Origin of the sequence: Sphingobacterium sp. HMA12 (genome assembly GCF_002933815.1) — a bacterium.
Lineage (GTDB): Bacteria > Bacteroidota > Bacteroidia > Sphingobacteriales > Sphingobacteriaceae > Sphingobacterium.
The window spans coordinates 1,754,605-1,780,472 of the sequence record NZ_BEYR01000001.1; the positions used below are offsets into that span (position 1 = coordinate 1,754,605).

Genomic DNA, 25,868 nt, shown 5'->3' on the forward strand with positions numbered 1-25,868 from the left:
CATTTGATACTTTCTACTACTTATCTATTGCATCAAAAGTATCAAATGCAAGAGGCTATTCTCATCCCTGAATTCAGGTAATTCGTGTATTTCCTTTAAGCTTCGCGTATCAAACCATATTCTATGGCGGATTTCACGGCCGCAGTCACGCTTTTTGTCTGAAATTTTTCCATTAAATTTTTACGGTGGCTTTCAACGGTATGTGAACTGATAAATAAGGATTCAGCAATCTGATTGGTTGTCATTCCTTTGGCCACAAAGGTCAGTATCTCCTTTTCGCGACGGGTAAGTTTGGGAACTTGCTTCAGTCCTGCCTCTGTCTTCTTATTGAGTATGACTTGGGTTTTCGCACAGATGTAACGTTTACCAACGAGAACATCGGATATGGCGGCAATGATCTCAGTGCCGGTGGCATTTTTTTGAAGATAAGCGTCCGCTCCCTCATTTAATATACTATTGATCACAGCCAGTTCGTTATGAACACTAAAAGCTATAATTTTTAATTCTTTATAGCTCTCTTTCAATCCCTTTACCAGATCAATTCCATTTGCATCGGGAAGATTGATATCCAGTAACAATACAAGTGGCGCATCTGATGCAATGTTTTTAAATAAGTCCACAGCACTTGCATACATACCCACCACCTCAAAATCTTCATGGGTATTAATAATATTTTTTAGTCCCTCCAACAAAAGAGGGTGATCATCTGTAATCGCTATCTTTATCATTTTACACTATAATTAAACAAGCGGCATTTCAATTTCTATGGTAGTGCCCTCACCTAGCGCAGACATAACCTTCATATCACCATGTAGAAAAGAAAGCCTTGACTGTATGTTGTGCATTCCTGCGGAATGTTGTAAATCTACCTTTTCGGTATCAAATCCCTTACCATCATCTTCAATCGTTATATGTAAACGCTCATTATGTACAGAAAGTTGTATGAAGATATTGCTTGCTTCGGCATGTTTCAACGCATTGTTCACAAGTTCCTGAATAATTCTGTACAGGGAGATCTGATGTTCTACACTTAAATGTGATTCAAATTGAAGAAATTCGCACTCTACCTGGCAAGTCGGTTGACTCATACGCGCCGCATAATCCCTTAGGGCTTCCTGTAAACCGTATTTTACAATCAGATCCGGCATCAGGTTATGTGCGAGTTTACGTAACTCATCGACGGCATCATCCAATAGTTCTATACTCCGCGTAATACCTTCCTTAACTGCGGGCTGATCAGATCCCTTATCGTTGAGCGAGGACAACCCCAGTTTTGTGCTCGACAATAATCCCCCCAGACCATCATGTAAATCGCGGGCTAAACGTGTCCGCTCTTTCTCTTCTCCAGCCAACATGGCGGTTAGATTTTTAATCGCATGCTGCTGGTTATTTTTCTCGATCTCAAGGCCATGTAAATGCTCCTTTTGCTTCAACGTATTGGATCGCTGCCAATAGGCATAAAAAAGCAAGACAACAGCAATCAAACAACTAATAAACAACCAGATATATATCGAGTTCATCCGTGATTTAAAAGCAACTTCCTGTTTGGAAACATCAAGCTCCTGCAATCGCTGTTCGTTTTCCAGGCGGCTTAATTGCAGGTCTTTTTCCTTTTTGTCTCGTTCCAGCTGAAGCACCTTCAACTGTTGCGTCCGATTTAGTTCGTTTAACTTTAAGTTCTCAACCAATTGATTTTGCCGGTCATTAAGGGCTTTCATCAACTTGATCTGTTGTTCTTTTTTCTCCCCCTCCAATCGCAGCCGCATTAATTTTTGGTTGTGCAGTTCGCGTTCATATTTGATTTCAAGTTGTTTGGTTTTATCCAGCTTATCTGAATTGAAAGCTTCCTCGAAAACATTGATATAACTCTTTTGATACTGAAATGCGTCCTCATACCTACCTTCTTCGACGCTCACTTCAGCAAGTCTACTGTAAAGACTGAGCCCTACCTGATAATCGTAATGTGGTTCCCGCTGTAAGTTATAAAGCGCCTGCTGTAAATACTTTTTTCCGAGCTCCCGATGTCCATTTTTGAACGCCTCATCCGCCAATATGCCATAAGCAGGTACTGTAAGGGCATATTGGCCGGTCTCCTGCGCAATTTCTAAAGCTTGTTGAGCAAATGAAGTGGCCTTTTTAGCCGAATTTTCGGGATAGAACTCATGATATAGATTTGCTAAATTAACGGAAACATAAGCCATATCCGTTGGGTTAACAAGATTCTTCTGATTATTTTTTGCTATTCTGTAAGCTTCGAGGTAATGTTCTTCGGCTTTTTTCAATATGTTTGGGTCTGTTTGATTTGACCGATACTCTTCCTCAAACAGATAGCCGGCCTGCATATAGGCATCGAATAAAGTACTTACATTGCGGCCGGATTTGGCTGTTTCCAGCAAAAGGTTCGTGTATTTCTCCTGAAAATCGTAATTCCGTTGATTGGCATAAATAGCTGTTAATTCCTTATAAATAGCCAATTTTCGCGCAATGTTGGCATCGGTTTGAGGAGCCTTTTCCAAAAAGGAAATTGCTTTGTGAAATTGTGAAACTGCCTGATCTTCTTTGCTCTGTCTTGTCATAATCCAGCCATCACAATAATAAACGTACCCCTTGGTACTGTTGTCGTTGATAATGGGCAGAACGGACTTTGCATGCTCCAGATAAAAGCGTGATTTCTCAAAGAGATGATCATTGTAGCTATTCATTGCTGCAATGCAATTTAAATAAGCGTAGTATTGTTTATCCGGATAATTTTTGGCCAGTTGAATATTATCGTTGAGCAGTTGGCTCGCCAATGCTTTCTCATTATTAAAATACAGCGCCTGCGCATATTTTCCGGTCAGCAGAAAACGTTCTTTACTTCCCAAGGGAAGATTATAATATGATTTCTGTAACTCCTGCAAATGTTCCTGTGCATGTAGCTGACAGCAAGAGAATAGAAAAACTAAGCATATAACAAAGGTTTTAAAAAAAACACGAATATACCCCATAAAGTCTATTAATTCCCATTAGTGGATTGGTCAAACTTAGATAAATTTACCATTATAAACAATTATAATCGCCGTCAAAATCTGTCAGATCCACATAGATCCGCCGTATCGGCATCATTTCAATCGCCAAAATTTTGCAAATACAATGCCGTTGGAAGCAAGTAAAAAGCAAAAAGTGTAGCTTTGTATAAAATTGCTAGGTCACAAAAAAATTCTTGAAGATGAAATATATATACTTATTCCTCGCTATCGCAGCTGAAATTTTTGCTACTACTTTTTTGAAAAAATCCGAGGGGTTTAGTTTATGGAAACCAACTCTCATCTGCATCATTGGTTATATTATCGCTTTTTATTTCCTGAGTATAACACTGAAATATTTGCCGGTAGGTATCTCTTATGCCATTTGGTCGGGCATTGGTATTGTTGCCATTACATTGATCGGTATGATTTTATTCAAACAGATCCCCGATACAGCTGCAGTGATCGGAATGATATTGATTGTCGCTGGGGTTATTATTATTAATGTATTCTCAAAAATGGGCGCACATTAGCTGATCTCAAAACTAAATGTGTATTTTTGCAGCTTACATAAACTATAGGATACGTGTCGTTAGAGAAACTAAAACTAAGCAAAAGATTGACTGCAACAATGACCGAGCTCGGTTATTTGGCTCCAAAGGAAATTCAGAGTAGGTGTATTTCCAGAATTCTTGGCGGACAAGATGTGATTGCGATTGCTCCTGAAGGAGCTGGCAAGACTACAACTTATGTATTATCAACCTTGATGAAATTAAAATTCACAAATGATGAAGCACCTAAGTTTTTAATCCTTGCTCCCAATGAAGAGCGCATCGACGAGATCGTTGAAAAATTCTATCAACTCAGTAAAAATAGAGATCTTCGCATTATCGGCTTACGAGCTGGTGGAAGTATGGAAGAGGAAATAGAAGAATTAGTTGCCGGAAAGGATATTGTCGTAGCTACACCTAACCGAGCCCGGGCAATCTATCTCAAATTAGCGCTCAATCTGAACCGTATCCAAACATTAATTATTGATGATGCAGAAGAAATCATCAAACAGGGCATGCAAAATCCTGTAAGGGAATTGGCCGAAAGCTGTGGTAAAGTACAACACCTGATCTTTAGTACCGTTGCGCATCAGAAACTATATGACATGATAGATACGCATCTAAATGAGGATTACGCATTGGTGGAAGTCGATGAACTGGAAAATGAAACCATTGACACCTTGGATCTTTTATTGTATCAGCTACCCAACTTCACCACCAAGATCAATTTGTTAAATTACCTTTTGCAGGATAAAGAAGTATTTCAAAAGGTGATTGTTTTTGTAAATTCAAAGCTTACGGCGCAAAAATTGGCAAGCAGCTTATTTCAACAGAACAAAACGGAGATCGCTATTTTAAATCCATTGTTTTATGATGATTTTGGTTACGAATCAACAACAGATTTTATAGAAGATGAACATTCCCGCGTATTAATCATTGCCCGCGAAAATACGAATGCGGTTGATCTCGCCAATATTCCTTTTATTTTTCAATTTGAATTACCAAATGAAAAGGAGGACTTTTTAAATCATTTAGTCAAGAATGAGCAAAATGAGGATAGCGTAGTATTGACATTTTCGACCGATCTGGAACTTCCTATGGTCAGAAAAATCGAACAGGCTGTTGGCAAGAGAATGGACATATTGGATCTGCCAGAGGATCTTCAGATCTACAATCCCGCAAATGATAAAAAGAAAAAAGCAACCAAGGACGAACAGGAAGACAGTTCCCGCGGTGGAGCATTTCATCAAAAGAAAGAAAGCAATGCTAAAACTTTCAATTATGGCGGCGGTGAAAAAGCAAAGATGACGATGAAATTAAAAAAGAAATAAAAAAGGGAAGTTAAGCACTTCCCTTTTTTATTATTGATTCGTATCTTTTTCATTCAGGTAACCATGCGCTCGCTATGCCTAATTTGTTGGCCGGAATGTGCTTACGAGAGCATGAAAGTTTTATTTTAGCACATTCTTCAGTAGTTTAATATAAGCATTGGCGATACGTTCCATTCCCTGATCATTGGGGTGGGCATAATCTACTGTAGAATTTAAGTCCAGCCCCAATTCCCCACTAGATAACATAAAAAGCTGGCGAACACCCTGAGATTGTAACTTTTCAAATGTTGCCTTTAGGACACGGCTGCTTTGTTGATATTCTTTATTTTTATCTTCATTAAAAACCGTAGGCATATTTCCTGAACTATGCTGTGTTAAGATGATCGGCGTTGTCGGATGGTCTTTTCTCAGCCATGTAACTGCGTTGACCAATAAGGAATCCAGCTGTTTTTCCGTCAGTGATTTTGTAATCGCCAGATTGGGAATACAGTCCAAAACATAACATGCTGCGTCCACATGATTCATGACATTTAGGATAGGTTGTTCAAGACGGCCGTTCCCCGAAAAGCATAAATTCAAAACTTCGTTATCGAAAATACGACCTACCTGACTTGTCCAGGCAAGTCCCGGACGGCTGGTACATGCCCCCTGGCCGATAGAGGTTCCATAGACCACAATGGGTTTTAACGTAGCGGTATGTGTGTATGTTAATTTCGCATGACTTGGAACACCTATCTTTAGCCATTTAACTGTATTATATAAAGGAAGGTATAAACGATAATTAAAGTTATCATTCTTACCAATATTTTTCCATGTGTAAGAAATGGTATCTGAAAAATCATAATTACCATAGGCCCATTTCCAGTCTTTATTGGTTTTATCGTAGGCGTAGAGATCCAGGCCGCTCACACCTGTAGTAGGCATGTGGGGCATATTCAATCCACCAGCGACTTGATATTGCACAGTTATTTCTGACGCCGATGTTTGAAAATCTATATAGACCCCAGCAGCATTTTGCCCCAGCTCCCATACAGGTTTACGGACTTGTTTCTCCAGTTCATCTGGAAGTCGGTTAAAAGCGGTCAGCTTTTGGTTGTCAAGCCGGCCTTCGACGTGTTTATCTTCAAGCGGTGAAAACCAGGTGTAATTTTGCTGTGCTTTGACAAACGAAAGCGAGAACAGCATGAATGCCATGAAAGAAACTTTTGAAAACATGCGGTAACTTAGATTTAAGTTTGAATTGATTAAAAAAGGAGCCTATTGGCTCCTTTCTATCGCGATTTATTTATTATACTATAAAATAGCTTGTCTAACACGTACTAATTTTTCCATCAGTCCTTCAAGCAGGTCAAGGTGCAACATGTTTGCGCCATCAGATTTTGCATTTGCAGGATCAGGATGGGTTTCGATAAATAGGCCATCAGCACCCACAGCAATCGCTGCTTTGGCAATGGTTTCGATCAATGCTGGCTTTCCGCCAGTTACTCCAGATGTCTGATTCGGTTGCTGAAGTGAATGTGTACAGTCCATTACTGTCGGCACATTAAAGGAACGCATTTCAGGAATTCCCCTGTAATCAACAATCAGATCCTGGTAGCCAAACGTATTGCCACGATCGGTCAAAAAGACTTTCTCATTGCCAGACTCCACAATTTTATCTACAGCAAACTTCATGGATCCAGCACTTAGAAATTGTCCTTTTTTCACATTAACGACTTTATTGGTTTTTGCCGCAGCGACCAGTAGATCCGTTTGTCTGCATAAAAATGCCGGGATCTGAAGGACATCAACATATGCCGCTGCCATTTCCGCCTCATGGCTTTCATGAATATCCGTTACGGTCGGAACGCCGAAAGTCTTCCCAACTTTCTCCAAAATTTTCAACGCTTTTTCATCACCTATACCCATAAAAGAGTCCAAACGCGATCGGTTGGCCTTACGGTACGAGCCTTTGAAAATATAAGGGATGTTAAGTTTATCTGTAATCGTAACAATTTTTTCAGCAATTCGCAAAGCGATTTCCTCTCCCTCAATCGCACATGGTCCAGCCATTAAAAAGAAATTCTGCGAAGTTCCATTCTTTATTTCAGGAATGTATTTGTTGATCATATAAATTATATAAAAATTTTAATTACCTAATTCAGATAAAAATTTGATACGCATCAGTTGGAGGTCTTCAAACGTATAATCGTCTCCTCCCAATTCTTTAAGCGCATCGTTGATCGAATCAGTTTCAGCTGTTTTAAAGTAATCGTACACTTCATCCTGGCGGTCCTCATCAATAATCTCATCAATAAAATAATTGATATTTATCTTTGTACCTGCATTAACGATCGTTTCGATTTCCTTTAATATTTCCTCGTAGGTAATCCCTTTTGCTGCAGCAATATCATCCAGTGCGATCTTGCGGTCAATATTTTGGATAATCGCCACTTTCAGCGCAGATTTATTAGCTGTACTTTTGATAACAAGGTCTACAGGACGGTCGATTTCATTTTCCTCCACATAGTCTTTGATCAGCGCGATAAAGGAAGCGCCAAATTTAATCGCTTTACCATTCCCTACACCTTGAATCTGTTTTAATTCGTCAATATTGACAGGATAATGTGTACACATCTCTTCCAAAGAAGGATCTTGAAAGATAACAAAAGGGGGAAGGGATTTACTCTTGGCAATCTTTTTACGCAAGTCTTTGAGCATACCCAATAAAGTCGTGTCGAGTGCTCCGGTCCCATGACCGGCATCTTCTCCACTTGTACTCTCTCCGCCTTCAATAGGGCGGTTTAAAACAAACTTTAACTGATATGGATTGTCCAGATAACGTCGACCGATGTCGGTCAGTTTCAGCAAGCCATAATGGTCAATATCTTTCTCAATAAAATTATCCAGTACAGCCTGTCTTACCAAAGACTTCCAATAAATGACGCCTTTCTCTTTTCCTGAACCGAACAAGCGGTGTTCGTCATGTTTATAGGAAGATACAGGTTGATTGTTCTGTCCGATCATGACATTAATGACATGATGATCATCAAATTTCTCGCCCTGTTCCTTAATAAATCCTAATATATCTTTCAAGGACTCTTCGGCTTCAAAATATTCTTTTTCCGAACGACAATTATCACACATGTTGCTACAACCCTGTTCGTCAAAATTTTCACCGAAATAATGAAGAATCTGTTTACGGCGGCAGACTGCTGATTCGGAATAATCAATGACTTCTTTGAGTATCTGTGTACCGATCTCACGTTCGGCCACAGGTTTATCTTTCATGAATTTTGTTAGCTTCTCGACGTCTTTTTCTGAGTAGAAAGCCAAACAGTAGCCATCTCCTCCATCCCGGCCGGCCCGGCCAGTTTCCTGGTAATAGCCTTCCATGGATTTCGGAATATCGTGGTGAATAACATAGCGGACATCAGGCTTGTCAATCCCCATTCCAAAAGCGATTGTAGCGACAATCACTTCTACATCTTCCATCAGAAATTTATCTTGTGTATCAGCTCTGGTTTTCGCATCAAGTCCGGCGTGATAAGGCAGTGCCTTGATCCCATTCAGGTTCAATACCTCGCTTATTTCCTCCACCTTCTTTCTGCTCAAGCAATAGACGATACCTGTCTTACCGGATTTTGTCTTGATAAACCGTACGATTTCTTTGACGACATCTTTTTTGGGACGTACCTCATAGTATAAATTGCTTCGGTTGAATGATGATTTGAACAGTACTGCATCATTCATCTGTAAGTTTTTGCGAATATCGGATTGCACTTTTGGAGTAGCAGTTGCTGTCAAGGCGATAATAGGAATATTCGCCCCTATCTCATTGATAACCTGCCGTATTTTGCGATATTCCGGTCTAAAGTCGTGCCCCCATTCGGAGATACAATGCGCTTCATCTACGGCCACAAAAGACACGGTTATCTGATGCAAAAACTCCACATTGTCTTGCTTAGCAAGTGATTCAGGAGCGACATACAGCAACTTGGTTTTGCCCGCAAGCACATCCTCCTTTACCCGGGTGATTTCACTCTTGTTCAGTGAGGAGTTCAAAAAATGAGCGATACTGTCTTCGCCGCCGAATGCACGAAGCTGATCAACTTGGTTTTTCATTAAAGCAATCAACGGGGAAATTACAATTGCAGTTCCCCCACTCATGAGTGCTGGCAGTTGATAACAAATTGATTTCCCTCCCCCGGTTGGCATAATAACAAACGTATCCTTCTTTTGAAGAATACTGGTTATAATAGCCTCTTGATCTCCTTTAAAAGTATCAAAACCAAAAAAATCCTGTAAATTGTCGAAAAGTGATTTTTCTATTTCCATTGCGCCTTGGGCAAAAATAAGATAGATAAATGAAGAAATAATCCTGAAAAATAATCTATTTTTGCAATCTATTCTAATACATAAAAGTAAGAGTATTTTTTGTGAAAAACAACTACGAAATAAAAAATATAGCTATTCAGGCTATTCAAGAAGAAGCGAAAGCAGTAGCTGCTCTGGCTCAATATATTGATGATGATTTTGTTACCGTGATAAATAAAATCCTGCATCTCCAAGGTCGGGTAATCGTCACAGGCATTGGAAAAAGTGCAATCATAGCACAAAAGATTGTTGCCACTTTGAATTCTACCGGAACACCGTCCATCTTTATGCATGCAGCCGATGCCATCCATGGGGATTTAGGTATTATTCAACAGCATGATTTGATCATTGCCATCTCTAAAAGCGGCAATACCCCAGAAATCAAGGTGCTGGTTCCTTTTCTGAAGCAAACGAAAAACACGCTGGTTGCTTTGGTTGGTAATACAGAATCCTACTTGGCTAAAAATGCGGATTATATCCTGAATACGACGGTGGAGAAAGAAGCCTGTCCAAACAACTTAGCACCAACCTCAAGCACCACTGCGCAGTTGGCCATGGGTGATGCCTTGGCGGTTGTCCTGCAGGAATGCCGGGATTTTACGGACCAGGACTTTGCAAAATACCATCCAGGAGGAGCCCTGGGTAAGAAACTTTACTTAAAAGTCGGAGACCTATCTGATCAAAACGGCAAACCGAGCGTACAATTGAATGCCAATATCAGAGATATCATCATCACCATTACACACTTTAGGCTCGGAGCCGTAGCTGTTTTGAAGGACACACAGATTCAGGGTATTATTACCGATGGTGATATCCGCCGCATGCTGGAGAGACACACCGACCTGGCGACAATCAACGCTGCAGACATTATGGGCAACTCGCCAAAGGTGATTGATAAAAACGAACTTGCAGCCAATGCGCTCCATATTATGCGGGAGAACAATATCACCCAGCTGCTGGTATCGGACCATGGAAACTATGATGGCGTCATTCATATACAAGACCTGCTCAAAGAAGGCATAATCTAACTGTAATAAAGTTGTTAGATGAGTAATAAATTAGCAATAAATACTACATTTGGCATATCAGTTGTACTATTTTAATCACAAAGTAATATCTTAGAAGCATGAAAAAGTATATAACAATCTTAGCAGTGATCATTTCCTTTATCGGTTTATCGTCTATGCAGGCTGGCCAAGGGGAATTTAAATTTGAAAAAGAAACACATGATTTCGGCAAAATTCCAGCCGGAACACCTGTATCATATAATTTTAAATTTTCAAATACAGGCAGCGAGCCTATTATTATTTCAAACGTAGTCCCTACCTGTGGTTGTTCGGTGGCTGAATTTACCAAAACGCCTATCAAACCGGGAGAAACAGGAACTATCAAGGTTACTTATAACGCCGCGGCGAAAGCACCTTTTACCAAAAGTTTTACGGTACAATCAAATACGAAAACACCTGTAAAGACGCTTTATATTAAAGGGATTGTGGAATAAAAATCCGACAGATAAAACGAAAAAAGCCACATCCTGATGTGGCTTTTTTCGTTTTATTTTGGTTAGCTTTGCACAACTAATTTTAAAAAAACTATAATGCCAGTAATATCAGAAAAAGGGCTGAATATGCCTGCGTCACCAATCAGAAAACTGACGCCTTATGCTGATCAAGCAAAAAAAGATGGTAAAAAAATATACCATTTAAATATCGGGCAACCTGATATCCAAACACCTGAAATTATGCTTAATGCATTGAAAAATATTGATTTCAAAGTTTGGGCTTATACACCTTCTGAAGGTACGGCCTCCTACCGTAAAAAATTAGCCGAATATTATAATAAGCTAAATTACAATATTGAACCTACAGATATCTTGGTGACCAATGGTGGCTCTGAGGCAATCACGATTATCATGCAAGCATGTTTGAATGAAGGTGAAGAAGTGATTATCCCAGAACCTTTCTATGCGAATTACAATGGTTTTGCCTGCTCATCTGATATTGTGATCAAACCGATCATGTCCTATATCGAAAGTGGATTTGCATTGCCTTCCATTGCTGAATTTGAAAAAGTAATTACGGAAAAAACAAAAGCAATCTGCATCTGTAATCCCAACAACCCGACAGGTTACCTTTATTCGAGAGAGGAGCTGGAAGCTTTGCGTGAACTTTGTCTTAAATATGATCTTTATCTATTTTCGGATGAGGCCTACCGTGAATTCTGTTACGATGGCAGGGAGTTTATATCCCCTATGCACCTAGAAGGTCTTGAAAATAATGTCGTCATCTTTGACACCGTTTCTAAACGTTATTCAGCGTGTGGTGCTCGTATTGGTTGCATCATTACTAAAAACAAAGCGCTTTATCAGACCGCATTAAAATTTGCGCAGGCGCGCTTAAGCCCGTCGATGGAAGGCCAAATTGCGGGAGAAGCTGCTGTAGATACACCAGATAGCTACTTTGAAGCAGTATCCAAAGAATATACAGCGAGAAGAGACACCCTAGTCAAAGGATTAAATGCAATTGAAGGCGTTTACTCCCCTAATCCCGGCGGTGCATTCTATGTGGTTGCCAAGCTGCCCATAGATAACGCGGATAAATTCTGCCAATGGATGCTGGAAGAGTTTTCTCATAATAATGAAACGGTCATGATGGCTCCAGCGACTGGTTTTTACAGTACAGATGGTGCCGGAACAAATCAAGTTCGATTGGCTTATGTACTGAATCAGAATGATCTTAAAAACGCATTGACCTGTTTGGAAAAAGCGCTGGAGGTATACCCCGGAAGAACAAAATAAAAAGCAAAGCATAACCGTGCTTGCAGCCAGTCCAAAATAAGGACTGGCTTTTTTTTGCACCACAACAAGTGATAAAGCCTCTTTTTTTTCAGTTTTTTAAAAAAAACAAAACAAAGTTTCGAGCGACATTGTTCTTATTACAGTATAACTAAAGATATTGCATATGGATAAATTGAAGAAATTCCAATTGATGGAAAAAATAGCAAGAGAGTTAGAAGATGTCAGAAACAGTCAACAAGCTGTTTTAGAAAAAATAGGCAAAATCGAAGTTGATAACATCGAGCTCGGAGATAAGAATATTGAAAAGACAATTCCTGAGATTTATCAACGTACAGCGGATAATTCAGACGCTATCAAAGCGCTACTGGAATCTTTTCAAGAACAGACTGCAGAGTTTGGAGAAAAAAACAACGTTGACAAATTACTTGAGCAACAGCAAATCAATAGTATCAAATAGCTGGAGCCAGAATACAAAAGATGCCGATTGAAAAATCGGCATCTTTTGTTATGTACATAGTTATGCTTTTATTCTAGCTGCTTTAACTTTCAGATATTCTTCTTCGACAAAATGCAACTGTTGTTCTGGAGTCAAATTTGAGTTATCCAGTACAATGGCATCTTCGGCTTGCCGCAATGGACTCTCGGCACGGGTACTATCAATTCGGTCCCGATTGGCAAGATTCTCCACCACCTCTTCAAGTGTGACGTCCTCCCCTTTTTCCGTTAGTTCCAAGTATCTTCTAGCGGCCCTAACTTTAGGCTCAGCTGTCATAAAGATCTTGAGATCGGCATCCGGAAACACCGTGGTACCAATGTCACGGCCATCCATAATGATATTTCGACGGCTGCCCAACTTTTGTTGTTGCGCAACCATGGCGGTACGCACCGCTTTAATCGCGCTGACCTCGCTAACCTTATCGGAAATATACATCTGACGGATTTCTTCCGAGATATCTTCATCATTCAGGTGAATCTCTGTTTTGACGGCGTTTGGAATAAAGTCAATATGGATATCGTTTAAGGCATTATCAATCGCTTGTTGATCGTCCAAAGCAATATGATGACGGATAAAATAGAGCGTCACTGCTCGGTACATCGCGCCGCTGTCAATAAAGGCAAATTTTAATTTTTTAGCCAGAGCCTTGGCCAACGTACTCTTTCCACAGGAAGAAAAACCATCTATGGCAATGATAAAATTGTGTCTTGTACTCATTATTCATTTCCTCCTATGATGACACCGGGTTTATTTACCAAGGGAACCTTCGTCAGGTTGCCATCGACGATGCTTTCGGGTAAAAAGATATATTTTTTATCGTAAATAATATTGTCAATATAGAAGCTCAACCAATATTCATTGGTCAGGCCAAATACCTGCTCGTCGATTGCCTCCACCCGATCAAAGGATTTTGCTTCGATATTTCCGATGAAATGCCGCAAAGTGGTGGTGGTTACCTGGCGACCATCTTTTTCACCGTAACCTTTTGAGCTGATCAGCACATTCTGTATCGCTATATTTTTATCGTTAATAACGTACACCGTCCAGTTTTTTGTCTCCACGGTCTCGCCTTCCAAAACCACGGCAATCATAATATCTTTTACTATATTTTCTGGCAAATCTGCTTTCATCCTTATTTAGACTTTGTCGTTTTCTTTGCTGGGGCCTTCTTTGCTGTCGCTTTTTTTGTAACTGTTTTCTTTTCGGCAGTTTTTGCTTTCACAGTTTTACCTTTCGGTGCATCCGCTTCCGCCCACTTAAGCACATCTTCATAACTGATTTTTTCAATTTCGGTTCCTTTCGGAATTTTCAAGTTCTGCTTTCCAAAACGTATGAATGGTCCCCAACGGCCCTGTTCGATCTGTGCATCCGGATTTTCATCAAATACACGAATCACTTTTTCAATATCTTTCTGACGTTTCTCCTGAATAATCTGAATGCATTCCTCTTCGGTCACATCCAACGGATCTACTCCTTTTGGCAAGGAATAGAAAGCGGAGTTATGACGGATATAAGGTCCAAATCGACCGATGGCAACTGTCATTTCCTTATCTTCAAATATGCCTACTTTTTTTGGAAGTTTAAACAACTCCATGGCATCTTCAAAGGTAATCGTTTCAATCATCTGCCCTTTGCGTAAAGATGCGAATCGAGGTTTTTCCTCATCATCTGGCGAACCGATTTGAACCAGGGGCCCAAATTTTCCGATACGCACAGAAACCGGTTTTCCGGAAACTGGATCTATACCTAGTTCACGTTCGTTATTGGCACGATCAGCATTTTCAAGCGTATCTTCCACTTCGGAGTGAAAAGGGCCATAGAAATCGTGCAACATTTTTGTCCACTCGGTCAATCCATGCGCAATATCGTCAAACTCTTTCTCGACATTCGCCGTAAAGTGAAAGTCTACAATGCCATTAAAATGTTCTACCAAGAAATCATTCACGACAATACCGATATCAGTGGGGAACATTTTTCCTTTTTCGGCGCCTGTAATTTCTGTTTTGGTGACAGCTTTCAATTCGGCATTTTCAAGCGTCAATACCCGATAGTCGCGAGACCTTCCTTCCCGTTCCTCCTTGACAACATAACCACGATTTTGAATTGTGGAAATAGTCGGCGCATAGGTAGAAGGTCTGCCGATACCTAGTTCCTCTAATTTTTTTACTAATGCCGCTTCCGTATAACGTGCCGGAGGTCTTGTAAAGCGCTCCGTCGCTGACATGTTTTTCAACGTCAGTTGTAATCCAACGGTCAATGGTGGAAGGATGGCGTTATCGCTATCTTCGTCCAGTGTCGTCTCCTGATCATCATCTACGGATTCCATATAGACTTTCAGAAAACCGTCAAACTTCATCACCTCTCCTGAAGCATTCAGATCTTCCGGACGCGTAGAAATGGAAATCTTTGCCAGCGTACGTTCAAATTCTGCTTCACTCATCTGAGATGCAATTGCTCTCTTCCAGATCAGCTCATATAGTCTCCTCTCAGCCGAATCACCTTCAATGGTATGTTCTGAAAAATAGGTAGGACGTATAGCCTCGTGCGCCTCTTGCGCACCCGAAGTTTTTGTTTTATATTTTCTTACTTTATGGTATTGATTACCATAAGCCGATTTAATTTCTTTTTCTGCCGCTTCAATAGCCGTATCACTCAAATTGACGGAATCTGTACGCATATAGGTAATACGTCCCGACTCATATAAACGTTGAGCAACTTGCATCGTCCGAGCGACAGAGAAGCCAAGTTTTCTACTTGCTTCCTGTTGTAAGGTTGATGTGGTAAATGGCGCAGCTGGTGAGCGTTTTGATGGTTTTGTTTCCAGATTTTTAACCGCAAACAAAGCTGCTTTACAGTCTTCCAAAAATCGTGTCGCCTCTGCTTCTGTTGCAAATCGTTGCGGAAGTTCGGCTTTAAAACTATCTTTAATCTTGCCCGTATGGAAAAATGCAACAATCTTAAAAGCCGCCTCCGGTTCAAACTTGTTAATCTCACGTTCGCGGTCTACAATTAATCGAACTGCGACAGATTGTACACGGCCTGCTGATAAAGAAGGCTTCACCTTTTTCCATAAAACTGGAGATAGTTCAAAACCCACCAATCTATCTAAAACTCGTCTCGCCTGTTGTGCATTGACAAGATTATAATCTATTTTACGGGGGTTGTCGATGGCTTTCAGTATAGCAGGTTTGGTGATCTCATGAAACACAATACGTTTTGTACTTTCGTCCTTCAATCCCAATGTCTCAAATAAATGCCAGGAAATAGCTTCCCCTTCGCGGTCCTCATCGGATGCAAGCCAAACAGTTTCCGCTGACTTAGCTAATTTCTTCAGCTCACTCACGACTGCTTTTTTATCAGAGGGAACTTCATACTTTTGTTCAAAATTCTTCTCTGTATTAATCGCATCATCGGTTTTCACCAAGTCACGGATATGTCCATAACTCGACTTTACCAAAAAGTCGCTTCCTAAATATCCTTCTATCGTTTTTGCTTTCGCGGGAGACTCAACTATCAATAAATTTTTCGCCATCTAATTTGAGATTTGTGCAAATAAAGGGAATTCTAAAAGGAATGACAATAATTTCTTGCAAAAAAGACAAAAAAAATAGATTTCCTTATTATATATTAAATGTCTTGCTCTATTTTCAATCACGCTACAATTGTCCGCTAAGCGTCTTTCTTCCTACAAAGAATGATATTAATAGCGCCTTAAAACTTCGTTTATCTTCATTTCAACAATTTTGACGATTCATATTAGTTTGTACGCTTTCGAAAACACTTTCGAGAGAGAGGAAATCAATCATTCAAAATCGTCAAAAATAAAATAGGTTATGTATATTCGCCTATTCAAAACGGGATAATCTACCCTTATTTTGTTTTAAATATAATAATAAATGAAAAGATTTTTTCTTAGAATAGCCTTTTTGGGTCTATTATTACCATTTGCATCTTGTTCAGTTATGAAAGATTCTGCAAAAACAGAAAACAGCTTTCCTAAACTTAGTTTGGAAGCACACCGTGGGGGACGAGGCCTGTACCCAGAGGAGTCCATTGCTGCAATGATAAATGCCATCGACCTACCCCAAGTGACGACGCTGGAAATGGACTGCCATATCACAAAAGACCGTAAAGTTGTTGTTTTTCACGACGACTATCTCAATCCAAAATTTGTATTGAAGCCGGATGGCAGTGAGCTTGCGGAGAAGGACAAATCCTTGAAAATTTTTGCAATAAATTATAAAGATCTGCTTAAGTATGATATTGGTTCGAAGTTTTACAAAGAATTTCCTGAACAAAAAAAACAGGTGACTCGCATTGCAAAACTCGCTGACCTGATCGATAGTACAGAAGCTTATGCGCTTCAAAAGAGAAAGGCACCCCTATTTTATAACATCGAAGTAAAAAGCAGCGCGGACAAGGACGGCATTTATCACCCTAGAGTGGAAGAATTTGTTGATTTAATGATACAGGTGATTACTGAGAAAAAGATTGCAGCTCGCACTGTTATTCAGTCCTTTGATATTCGGGCGGTCAAGTACCTAAACAAAGCTTACCCCCAAATAAAAGTATCGTATCTGATTGATGCCAATTATACAAAAAATGCAGCGGAGACAATCGCAGCATTAGGCTTTACGCCTTTCATCATCAGCCCGCACTATAAGTTGGTAAACCGCGACTTTGTCAAGCAATACCACAAAGCTAATGTTAAGATTATTCCATGGACGGTAAATACAAAAGCAGAAATAGAACAGCTAAAAGTACTGAAGGTGGACGGGATAATCAGTGATTATCCGAATCTGTTTTAAAATCCTGCTATTTAATAACAGAACAAATCCGGATGTAATAGACGGTTGATTAGATCATATAGACCAAAATAAGACAGCCAATGGCTACTTTATTTTGGTCTTATTTTTAAGGGCCTTATCGATATACTCCCTGCCCTTTTGAACAAGAAATTCTGCACGGTGGTAATCCCATAAATTACAGATATTATAAGGAATATCCACAACAACATCCGGATGGTAGAGATCAATGATCATACGACTCATTTTTCGGCGCATGACATAATAGGATGCCTGAAGGATATCCAGGGAATTTGAAGTCTTGGTGTCCAGCTTTTTGATAACAGAATATTGTTTATCTGGCTTCGACTCCAGATTGACCGCAATAATTAAATTTTCTTTTTTTGTGACATGGTTGATCGGCAAAGGATTGAGCACTCCGCCATCCACATAGACATGGGTATCCTCCTCTACCGCAGTAAATACGGCTGGTATGGCAATGGAGGCGCGGATCGCGTCATACATACTTCCAAAATCCAGGACAACTTCTTTCTCATAGTTCAGGTCGGTCGCGACAGCCTTGAATAAAATGGGAAAAGTTTCAATATTTGCATCCGGAATCACCGATTTCAACGCATTGAAAACTTTGATTCCTTTCATCATTCCCAACCCCTTCCAACTAAAGTCCATCATATTGAAAACCGATTTCTTCGTGAGATTATGCATCCAGTCTTCCAGTACATCCATCTTTCCCTGTGCATAGATCCCCCCGACCAGCGCACCGATAGAACAACCCACAATTTCATCTATCTCAAAGCCCATTTCCTCCAATTTACGGATAACGCCTATATGCACCAATCCTCTTGCCCCGCCGCCGCCCAGGACGAGTGTTACCTTACGGTTCAAAAAATCTTTCTCTGACATATGCTTAAACCTGCATTCTAATGATGTTGACATTGCCCCAACAATGTAATCCGATAATCATCGTTATTATATGTATTTTTGATTACAATATACGGAGTAAATTAAGAATTATGAAAATAGAAATTTGGTCGGACATCATTTGTCCATTTTGTTATATTGGTTTGACAAAGCTGGAGCTGGCGCTACAGGAAGCTGGGCCTGAGGTTCAAGCAGAGATCACCTGGAAATCCTATCAGCTTAACCCCGAGTTTCCGGATGACGCTGCAGGAATACCAACGTACGATTATCTAGTCCGGACAAAGGGAATGAGCATGGATGATATAGTGGCAATGACAGGACAGCTCAGTGCGCAGGGGAAAGAATTGGGTATTGCGTTAAATTTCGATAAAGCGATCATTGTAAATACTAAAAAGGCACACCGCCTTATTCATTTTGCACAGGCACAAGGCAAAGGAACAGCATTGAAAAAATCATTATTCAAAGCACATTTTACGGATGGTCTGGATGTCAACGATAATTCCACCCTCATTGAGCTGGCCAAACTTGCAGGCCTTCCCGAGCAGGATATCCACGAACTTCTGGCCTCTGACAATTATGCTTACGATGTCAGTCAGGACATCCAAGAAGGAGTCAACCTTGGTCTCCGCGGGGTGCCTTTCTTTGTCTTTGACCGTAAATATGCCATTCCCGGTGCACAACCCATGGAGGTTTTTCACAACACAATCAAAGAATGTTTGGCGAGTCAGGTCGCCCCGCTGCAACAAAGAGGTGAAGATGGGTCTTCCTGTGATCCTGAAACCGGAAAATGTGAGTAAAGAAAGAAAAAGTTTTAGTTTAATTTACTATTTTCGCAAGCTTATAACGACAAACAAATTTGGTATAAATGCAGTTAACCAAACTAGAAATAAAAGGATTTAAAAGTTTCGGAGACAAAATCACGATCAACTTTAATGACGGTGTCACCGCTATTGTTGGACCAAATGGATGTGGGAAGTCCAATGTAGTGGACGCAATACGTTGGGTACTTGGTGAGCAAAGTACAAAGATGCTACGTTCTGATAAAATGGAGAATATTATTTTTAACGGAACGAAAAATAGAAAACCAGCCAATCTTGCCGAAGTTTCCTTAACCTTCAACAACAATAACAATATCCTCCCAACGGAATTCTCGACCGTCACGGTCACCCGTAAACTATTCCGCAATGGAGATAGCGAATACCGTCTGAATGACGTAAAATGCCGTTTAAAAGATATCACAGATTTATTTTTGGATACGGGAGTTGGTGCAGATAGCTATTCCATCATCGAATTGAAAATGATTGATGAGATCATCAACAACAAAGATAATTCGCGTAGAAATCTTTTTGAGGAAGCCTCCGGAATCTCAAAATATAAGGTTCGTAAAAAACAGACACTAACAAAATTAAGAGATACCGAAGCAGATCTCAGCCGCGTAGACGATTTACTCTATGAGATCACAAAAAACCTCAAATCGTTAGAAAATCAAGCGAAAAAAGCAGAGAAATATACCTTGCTCAAGCAAGAATACCGTCAAAGTAGCATTGATCTCGCCTATTATAGAATTGCTGATTTCTCAACAGAGCTTGACCGGCTTCAAACACAGGAGTCTAAAGTTCAGAAAGACGCCGCAAATTCTCAGGAATTGATCCTGAACGCAGAAACACAATTGCAGTCATTGCGTCAGGTAAATTTGGAGCAGGAGAAAAACCTTTCCGTACAGCAAAAGGCTACACAAGAATTTGTGAATAAAATCCGTGGTTATGAATCGGAAAAAAAGATCAAAAATGAGAAAGTAAAAAATCTTCAGGACAAAGAGAACAGATTAAATCTGGACATTAATAGCGACAAACAACAACTTAATCACGTTCTCTATACGATAAAAAGGTTAAACGAGGAATTGTTTGATGAGCAGAATAAACTTGATTCATTAAAAGACAACCTGGAGTCCAATAAATCTGAAGTGGATGCCTTACGCGGTCAGCAACAGTCTGCTAAAGGCAAATTGGATATTTTCAACAAAAGTAATGCTGAACTCCAAGCCAAAATCTATAAACTGGAGAAAGATCTCGCTGTTTTTAATATTCAAAAAGAAGCTCTTCTTCAGGAAGCTGTACGCAATAGCGCGGATACCGAAGCAAAGGAAACTGAGCTAGTGCAATTTGACAATGCTGTAGCTGAATTGGAAGGTCGTGTGGAGGCCCAACAAGCACAGTATGAATCGGCCAATGAGCTTGAAGAAGAACTACAGGCGCAAATTCTTCAATGCCAGACAAATCTGGAGGAATTTAAAGCGCAGCTTGCGAAAGACCTCAGGTTAGTTGATGCCAAACAGAATGAATATAACCTGACAAAATCCCTTATTGACAATTTGGAGGGGTTCCCGGATTCCATCCGATTTTTAAAGAAAAATGCAGGCTGGAAAAAGCAACCACCGCTGTTCTCGGATGTACTGTTCTGTCAGGAAGATTATCGCGTTGCAATTGAAAATTACCTGGAACCGATCATGAACCATTATGTTGTCGAAACACAACAAGATGCTGTTCAAGCAATCCAGCTACTGAGTGATGCCGCAAAAGGTCGAGCTCATTTCTTCGTATTGGAAGCAATTGCTACCGCGGTTACCTCCCCCGCCCCTCCAAATCACAATCTCATGTCTGCTTTGGATGTGATCACAGTGGATGAAAAATATAAAGCCCTTTGTACCCTACTCCTTCAGCATGTCTATATATTAAAGCAGGAAGGTGAAAAGGAACTGGAACAGGAGTTACCTGAAACAGGTCGAGTGGTTCTACAAAAGAATGGTCGCTATGCCAAACATCATTTGGGACTCTCGGGTGGATCGGTCGGATTATTTGAGGGAAAACGCATCGGTAGAGCGAAAAACCTGGAGGTTCTCGCTCGGGAAATTAAAACGCTCAATCAAGAGATTGCAAAGCTTGAAGACAAAATAACAGCCGAAACAGCCCGCGTAGAGGCTTTACGTAGTAACTCACAAAAAGAGCGTATTGATGAACTACGTTTTCTACTCAATAGACTTAACAATGAGCTGATCACGGTAAAAACGAAACAGGAGCAATATCAGTCTTTCATTAGCAATTCGCAGCTACGTAAAAAAGATATCCAGGAAAAAATTGCAGGTATCGAAACCGATCTTACTCTCGCCGAACCTCAACTGCAGGAATTGCGTATACAAAAAGATCAGAGTGTAGCCGAGCTATCGGAATTACAGGATCAATTCCATGAAATTTCGGAGATTTTGAATGAAAAATCCATCGCCTATAATCAGGAAAATATTAGTTATCATCAACAACTAAATAAAGTCTCTAACATCAGCAAGGATCTTGAATTCAGGGAGACCCAAAAAGATGATTATGAACTCCGTATCGAGCGAAATAGTGTTGAACTTGCTGAAGTACAGGAAGCGTTGCGAACGACCATCCCCTTTGAGGACGAAGAAGATGCGGACCTTATTGCGATGTATGAGCAAAAAATTTCATTGGAAGATGGTCTAAAGGAGCTGGAAGAAAAGTACTATGCAGACAAACAACAGATTAATAATCTGGAGGATTCACTCACACAACAACGTCGTTCAAAAGAACAGAGTGATTTTCTTGTCAATGAAATCAAGGACAAGAAAACTGCCTTACAAATAGATCTCAATGCACTTAAAGAACGTCTGTCCGTAGAATTTAATATCGAACTGAAAGATCTGATTGAGCGCGAAGATGTACTAGAAATTGCGGAAGATCAGTCCACCTTAGCGACAAAATGCAGCAAACTCAAAAAGCAGCTCGATGAATTTGGAACGATTAATTTAATGGCCAAAGAAGCCTTTGATGAAATGAATGAGCGCTATGATTTTATCAATAAAGAAAAAGCGGATTTGATCGAAGCAAAACGTTCTTTAATGGCCACAATTAAAGAAATCGACGATACCGCCAAAGTACAATTTATGTTCACCTTCAATGCAGTAAGGGACAATTTCATCAAAGTGTTCCGTTCATTATTTAATGAAGAGGACAGCTGTGATCTGGTACTGACTGATCCAAGCAATCCATTAGATTCGGATATTGATATCATTGCTCAGCCAAAAGGAAAACGTCCGTTGTCAATCAATCAGCTTTCAGGAGGTGAGAAAACCTTGACTTCAACGGCATTATTATTTTCACTGTATCTTTCAAAACCAGCACCTTTCTGTATTTTCGATGAGGTAGATGCGCCTTTGGATGATACCAATATCGACAAATTTAATAACATCATTCGTGATTTCTCCAAAAACTCGCAGTTTATCGTTGTATCACACAATAAGAAAACGATCGCAAGCACCGATATTATCTATGGTGTGACCATGGTAGAACAAGGGGTCTCACGTGTTGTTGCTGTAGATTTAAGGGAAGTGGCTTAAAATATAGACTTAAAATAGCAAAGCCCTACAACTTAATAAGTAGGGCTTTTTTATGCTTATAGAATTTCACTCCTTGAATGACTTCGTCCTATTCATAAACGCAAGTACATTTTCTATCGACGCAGCAAATAAATCGGACAACAACATTGTGTTGCGCGACCAAAGCCAATGAAATCATTATAAAAAAAACAACACTTATTCCTTGGCTATACGTGAAAATAAAAAGCCCAGAGTGGGGAACTCTGAGCTTTCGTTAGCCATATATTAACCTATTTTATGAAAAGTATTTGCAATTAAAACGACACTTGTTTCAATTAATTATATAATTACTATTCCTTTAACATTTTTTAACATTTAAACAATATCAAGCGCGGTCATTAGTATGTTTCAGCTATAGGTTCAAACCAGAGCTATAGGAAAGTATTCCGCATATGAATTGTAAACAATTTTGAATGTATAAAAAAAGCCCGAAGTTGAGAACTCCGAGCTTACCTAACCAATTATTAACCTAAATTTATGAAAAGTCCAATTTTTACTAAAAGCATCCTTTTGCATTACTTTACTTTATAACGTTCGCCTTTCCGTCAATATTACATACGCCGGTTGGATTTATTTGAATTTTGACATTTTTTAACAATTCAATAGCTAACTTTAGGTGAATAAACTTGATAAAACCAATATATTATGGCAGAATACGATTTAAAAGAGCTTCAAAAAATCCGTCAAAACAAAGATGTTCTTGACTATTTAGAGCAGCATGGAATTTTGGAAATCAAAAAATTTAACGATGTTTACGACTATGAAAAAGAGCTCTATGATCTACAGGTAATCCTGCTCAAATTACAATATGATATTATTGAAAAAGGGAAACGTGTTGTCATTATATTTGAAGGAAGAGATGCTGCTGGAAAGGGTGGCACAATTGGTCGGGTGACCGAACATTTAAATCCCAAAAAAGTACGTGTTGTGGCATTACCAAAACCAACCCCCGAAGAGAATGGACAGTGGTATTTTCAACGGTATATCAAACATCTGCCCAATGCGGGAGAAATGGTAATTTTCGATCGTAGTTACTATAACCGCGCGGTGGTGGAACCTGTATTTGAGTTCTGTACCAAAGCACAGCACGAATTATTTATGAAACAGGCCCCGGAATTTGAAAATCAATTGATTGACGATGGAATTATCCTGATTAAACTGTTTTTGAGCATCAGTAAAGAAGAGCAGGCTGAACGACTAAAAGAACGGCAAGAAGATATTCTAAAACGCTGGAAGGTTGGGGTCCTGGATCAACAGGCTCAAGAAAAATGGGATGTTTACAGCGGTTATATTGAAAAACTATTTAAAACAACAGGAACAAAAAAATCACCCTGGTTTGAAATCGACAAAGACAATAAAAAGAAAGCCCGTCTGGCTTCCTTTCGGATAATTATCAACGCTATTGTTGGCAATGAACAGGAGAAGCTCGATTCTTTTGTCAAAAAACATGATTAGCAAACCTTTGTGAAAAATACTTCCGGAAAGAACCCTCTTTCCGGAAGTATTTTATTGCGCAATTCGCTCTACCATTAGACAGGCACTGTCGCAGGAATTTTAGGTCCAGCCAACTGTACCGAAGCTGGCATTTCGTCGTCAAATTTTTCGAAGTTTTGAATAAATAGTTTTGCTAAACGTCGGGCTTGCATATCATACGCTTCATTATTATTCCATAATCCCCTAGCGTCCAGCATCTGTTCAGGAACATATTCGCCGCAACTTGTTGGATACTCCAATCCAAAGATCTCGTGTTTGTTAAATCGGGACTCCAATAGCGATCCATCCATTGCGGCACGGATCAACGCCCGGGTATAGTTCAGTTTAATTCGACGTCCGATACCGTATGGTCCGGCAATCCACCCTGTATTGACCAACCATACTTTAATGTTGGGGTTTTGTTCCAGTTTAGCGCGCAGTAAAGTGGCATACCTAGCTGGATGTAAAGGTAGGAATGCCTGGCCGAAGCAAGTAGAGAAGGCAGCGGTAGGTTCCTTTACCCCTACTTCAGTACCGGCTACTTTAGCTGTATAACCACTCACAAAATGATAGACAGCCTGATCCACTGTTAACAACGAAATCGGTGGCAAAACGCCAAAGGCATCCGCTGTCAGGAAGAAAATATTTTCGGGCGCATTCCCCACACCCGACATTTCAGCGTTTTCCATGAAGTCTATCGGATAGGAAACCCGTGTATTCTCCGTTTTACTAATATCATCATAATCCGGTCTATCGAACTCATCGAGGACCACGTTTTCAAGCAATGAACCAAAACGGATCGCATGATAAATCTCCGGTTCCTTTTCGGCTGTGAGTCCAACACATTTGGCATAGCAACCACCTTCAAAGTTAAAAATACCCTTCTCACTCCATCCATGTTCATCATCACCGATCAATTTCCTATTTTTATCTGCTGATAGTGTTGTCTTTCCGGTTCCGGAGAGTCCGAAAAATAATGCCGTTTTGCCATCTCTGGAAGTATTTGCCGAACAGTGCATGGATAATACATTATGTTCAAATGGTAAAATAAAGTTCAGAATGGAAAAGATACTTTTCTTGATTTCACCGGTATAACCCGTACCCGCAATCAGCACCATTTTTTTTGTAAAATCGATTGCTACAAAATTTTCGTTGCGAATACCGTAATCCTTTGGATTAGCAATAAGCAATGTCGGTGCCGCTAATATAGACCATTGCGGTTGATTATCGAGATGAGCCTCCGGTCTCAAAAATAGGTTATTGGCAAAAATACTTTGGTAAGCTGTTTCGGTAATAACACGAATGGATAACTGATAGGTTGGGTCTGCCCCAGCGGCACAGTCCCGCACATAAATTGTCTTGTTACTCAAGTGTGCTGCAACCATCGAAAATAATGCATCAAAATTAGCCGGAGTCATGGGCTGATTGATTTCCCCCCACCATACAGCATCCTTGGTCAAAGAATCTTCCACCAAAAAACGATCTTTGGGGGATCTTCCAGTAAATTTTCCCGTATCAGCAGCCAATGCTCCAGTATCAGATAGTCTACCTTCTTGATTCGCTAGCGCATGCTCGACCAACTCTGAAACAGGCAATTGATAAAATACATTTCCTGTATAATCAATTTTCAAATATTTCAAATCAGGCGCGTTTCCAATGTTACCCTTTTTCATATTTTTTGTTTGT

20 protein-coding genes are annotated in these 25,868 nt (G+C 40.0%); 10 read left to right on the forward strand and 10 right to left on the reverse strand.

What is annotated here, in order from left to right; genetic code table 11:
* Positions 1-95 precede the first annotated feature (95 nt).
* Entirely contained in the window at positions 96-728 is a 633-nt protein-coding gene (locus HMAT_RS07610) for a response regulator transcription factor (RefSeq protein WP_104382146.1), read from the reverse strand.
* Positions 729-740: 12 nt separating this feature from the next.
* Positions 741-2,987 (reverse strand): sensor histidine kinase, encoded by a 2,247-nt coding sequence (locus tag HMAT_RS07615; protein WP_104382147.1) that lies wholly within the window; start codon positions 2,985-2,987, stop codon positions 741-743.
* A gap of 221 nt (positions 2,988-3,208) precedes the next feature.
* On the opposite strand from HMAT_RS07615, the gene HMAT_RS07620 reads away from it, so the two are divergent.
* Together HMAT_RS07620 and HMAT_RS07625 are read left to right on the forward strand one after the other, a co-directional pair.
* Positions 3,209-3,538: a multidrug efflux SMR transporter gene (locus HMAT_RS07620; protein ID WP_104382148.1), complete on the forward strand. Its 330-nt coding sequence runs from the start codon at positions 3,209-3,211 to the stop codon at positions 3,536-3,538.
* A 53-nt stretch (positions 3,539-3,591) separates the two neighbouring features.
* A complete protein-coding gene (locus HMAT_RS07625) occupies positions 3,592-4,887 on the forward strand; it encodes a DEAD/DEAH box helicase (protein WP_104382149.1) in 1,296 nt (431 codons plus the stop codon).
* Positions 4,888-5,007: 120 nt separating this feature from the next.
* On the opposite strand, the gene HMAT_RS07630 is transcribed toward HMAT_RS07625, so the two are convergent.
* The 3 genes from HMAT_RS07630 to recQ form a co-directional block, all read right to left on the reverse strand.
* Positions 5,008-6,081 (reverse strand): SGNH/GDSL hydrolase family protein, encoded by a 1,074-nt coding sequence (locus tag HMAT_RS07630; protein WP_158655660.1) that lies wholly within the window; start codon positions 6,079-6,081, stop codon positions 5,008-5,010.
* 99 nt (positions 6,082-6,180) lie between these two features.
* Positions 6,181-6,996, reverse strand: coding sequence for a 3-deoxy-8-phosphooctulonate synthase (gene kdsA, locus HMAT_RS07635; protein WP_046672855.1), 816 nt, complete (start codon positions 6,994-6,996; stop codon positions 6,181-6,183).
* An 18-nt stretch (positions 6,997-7,014) separates the two neighbouring features.
* Complete coding sequence (gene recQ / locus HMAT_RS07640) at positions 7,015-9,204, reverse strand: DNA helicase RecQ (protein WP_104382151.1); 2,190 nt, start codon at positions 9,202-9,204, stop codon at positions 7,015-7,017.
* 206 nt (positions 9,205-9,410) lie between these two features.
* Here recQ and HMAT_RS07645 point away from each other — a divergent pair, with 206 nt between their 5' ends.
* From HMAT_RS07645 to HMAT_RS07660, 4 genes are all read left to right on the forward strand, one after another.
* Positions 9,411-10,271 (forward strand): SIS domain-containing protein, encoded by an 861-nt coding sequence (locus HMAT_RS07645; protein ID WP_371412041.1) that lies wholly within the window; start codon positions 9,411-9,413, stop codon positions 10,269-10,271.
* 98 nt (positions 10,272-10,369) lie between these two features.
* Positions 10,370-10,744, forward strand: a complete 375-nt coding sequence (locus HMAT_RS07650) for a DUF1573 domain-containing protein (RefSeq protein ID WP_104382153.1) — start codon at positions 10,370-10,372, stop codon at positions 10,742-10,744.
* A 96-nt stretch (positions 10,745-10,840) separates the two neighbouring features.
* Positions 10,841-12,040 carry a pyridoxal phosphate-dependent aminotransferase gene (locus HMAT_RS07655; RefSeq protein ID WP_104382154.1) on the forward strand — a complete coding sequence of 400 codons (1,200 nt, stop codon included), beginning with the start codon at positions 10,841-10,843 and terminating at the stop codon, positions 12,038-12,040.
* Between the two features lie 163 nt (positions 12,041-12,203).
* Positions 12,204-12,497 carry a hypothetical protein gene (locus tag HMAT_RS07660; protein ID WP_104382155.1) on the forward strand — a complete coding sequence of 98 codons (294 nt, stop codon included), beginning with the start codon at positions 12,204-12,206 and terminating at the stop codon, positions 12,495-12,497.
* Positions 12,498-12,557: 60 nt separating this feature from the next.
* On the opposite strand, the gene cmk is transcribed toward HMAT_RS07660, so the two are convergent.
* Genes cmk through topA form a run of 3 tightly spaced genes read right to left on the reverse strand, consistent with a single transcriptional unit; the run spans position 12,558 to position 16,068 of the window.
* On the reverse strand, positions 12,558-13,253 hold the full coding sequence (cmk, locus tag HMAT_RS07665; protein WP_104382156.1) for a (d)CMP kinase: 696 nt from the start codon (positions 13,251-13,253) through the stop codon (positions 12,558-12,560).
* A complete protein-coding gene (locus HMAT_RS07670) occupies positions 13,253-13,666 on the reverse strand; it encodes a hypothetical protein (protein ID WP_104382157.1) in 414 nt (137 codons plus the stop codon). Before HMAT_RS07670 ends, cmk begins: the two co-directional genes overlap by 1 nt.
* Positions 13,667-13,668: 2 nt before the next feature.
* The gene (gene topA, locus HMAT_RS07675) at positions 13,669-16,068 is read right to left on the reverse strand and encodes a type I DNA topoisomerase (RefSeq protein WP_104382158.1); all 2,400 of its coding nucleotides are present in this window, start codon (positions 16,066-16,068) and stop codon (positions 13,669-13,671) included.
* Between the two features lie 364 nt (positions 16,069-16,432).
* Between topA and HMAT_RS07680 the strand changes: the two genes are divergently transcribed.
* Positions 16,433-17,344: a glycerophosphodiester phosphodiesterase family protein gene (locus HMAT_RS07680; RefSeq protein ID WP_104382159.1), complete on the forward strand. Its 912-nt coding sequence runs from the start codon at positions 16,433-16,435 to the stop codon at positions 17,342-17,344.
* Between the two features lie 84 nt (positions 17,345-17,428).
* On the opposite strand, the gene HMAT_RS07685 is transcribed toward HMAT_RS07680, so the two are convergent.
* Positions 17,429-18,244 carry a patatin-like phospholipase family protein gene (locus HMAT_RS07685; protein WP_158655661.1) on the reverse strand — a complete coding sequence of 272 codons (816 nt, stop codon included), beginning with the start codon at positions 18,242-18,244 and terminating at the stop codon, positions 17,429-17,431.
* A gap of 110 nt (positions 18,245-18,354) precedes the next feature.
* Here HMAT_RS07685 and HMAT_RS07690 point away from each other — a divergent pair, with 110 nt between their 5' ends.
* The 3 genes from HMAT_RS07690 (at position 18,355) to ppk2 (ending at position 24,164) form a co-directional block, all read left to right on the forward strand.
* Positions 18,355-19,059: a DsbA family oxidoreductase gene (locus HMAT_RS07690; protein ID WP_104382161.1), complete on the forward strand. Its 705-nt coding sequence runs from the start codon at positions 18,355-18,357 to the stop codon at positions 19,057-19,059.
* A gap of 68 nt (positions 19,060-19,127) precedes the next feature.
* Positions 19,128-22,670, forward strand: a complete 3,543-nt coding sequence (gene smc / locus HMAT_RS07695; RefSeq protein WP_104382162.1) for a chromosome segregation protein SMC — start codon at positions 19,128-19,130, stop codon at positions 22,668-22,670.
* A 684-nt stretch (positions 22,671-23,354) separates the two neighbouring features.
* Positions 23,355-24,164 (forward strand): polyphosphate kinase 2, encoded by an 810-nt coding sequence (gene ppk2, locus HMAT_RS07700; RefSeq protein ID WP_104382163.1) that lies wholly within the window; start codon positions 23,355-23,357, stop codon positions 24,162-24,164.
* Between the two features lie 74 nt (positions 24,165-24,238).
* On the opposite strand, the gene pckA is transcribed toward ppk2, so the two are convergent.
* Entirely contained in the window at positions 24,239-25,855 is a 1,617-nt protein-coding gene (gene pckA / locus HMAT_RS07705; RefSeq protein ID WP_104383343.1) for a phosphoenolpyruvate carboxykinase (ATP), read from the reverse strand.
* Between the last annotated feature and the right edge of the window lie 13 nt (positions 25,856-25,868).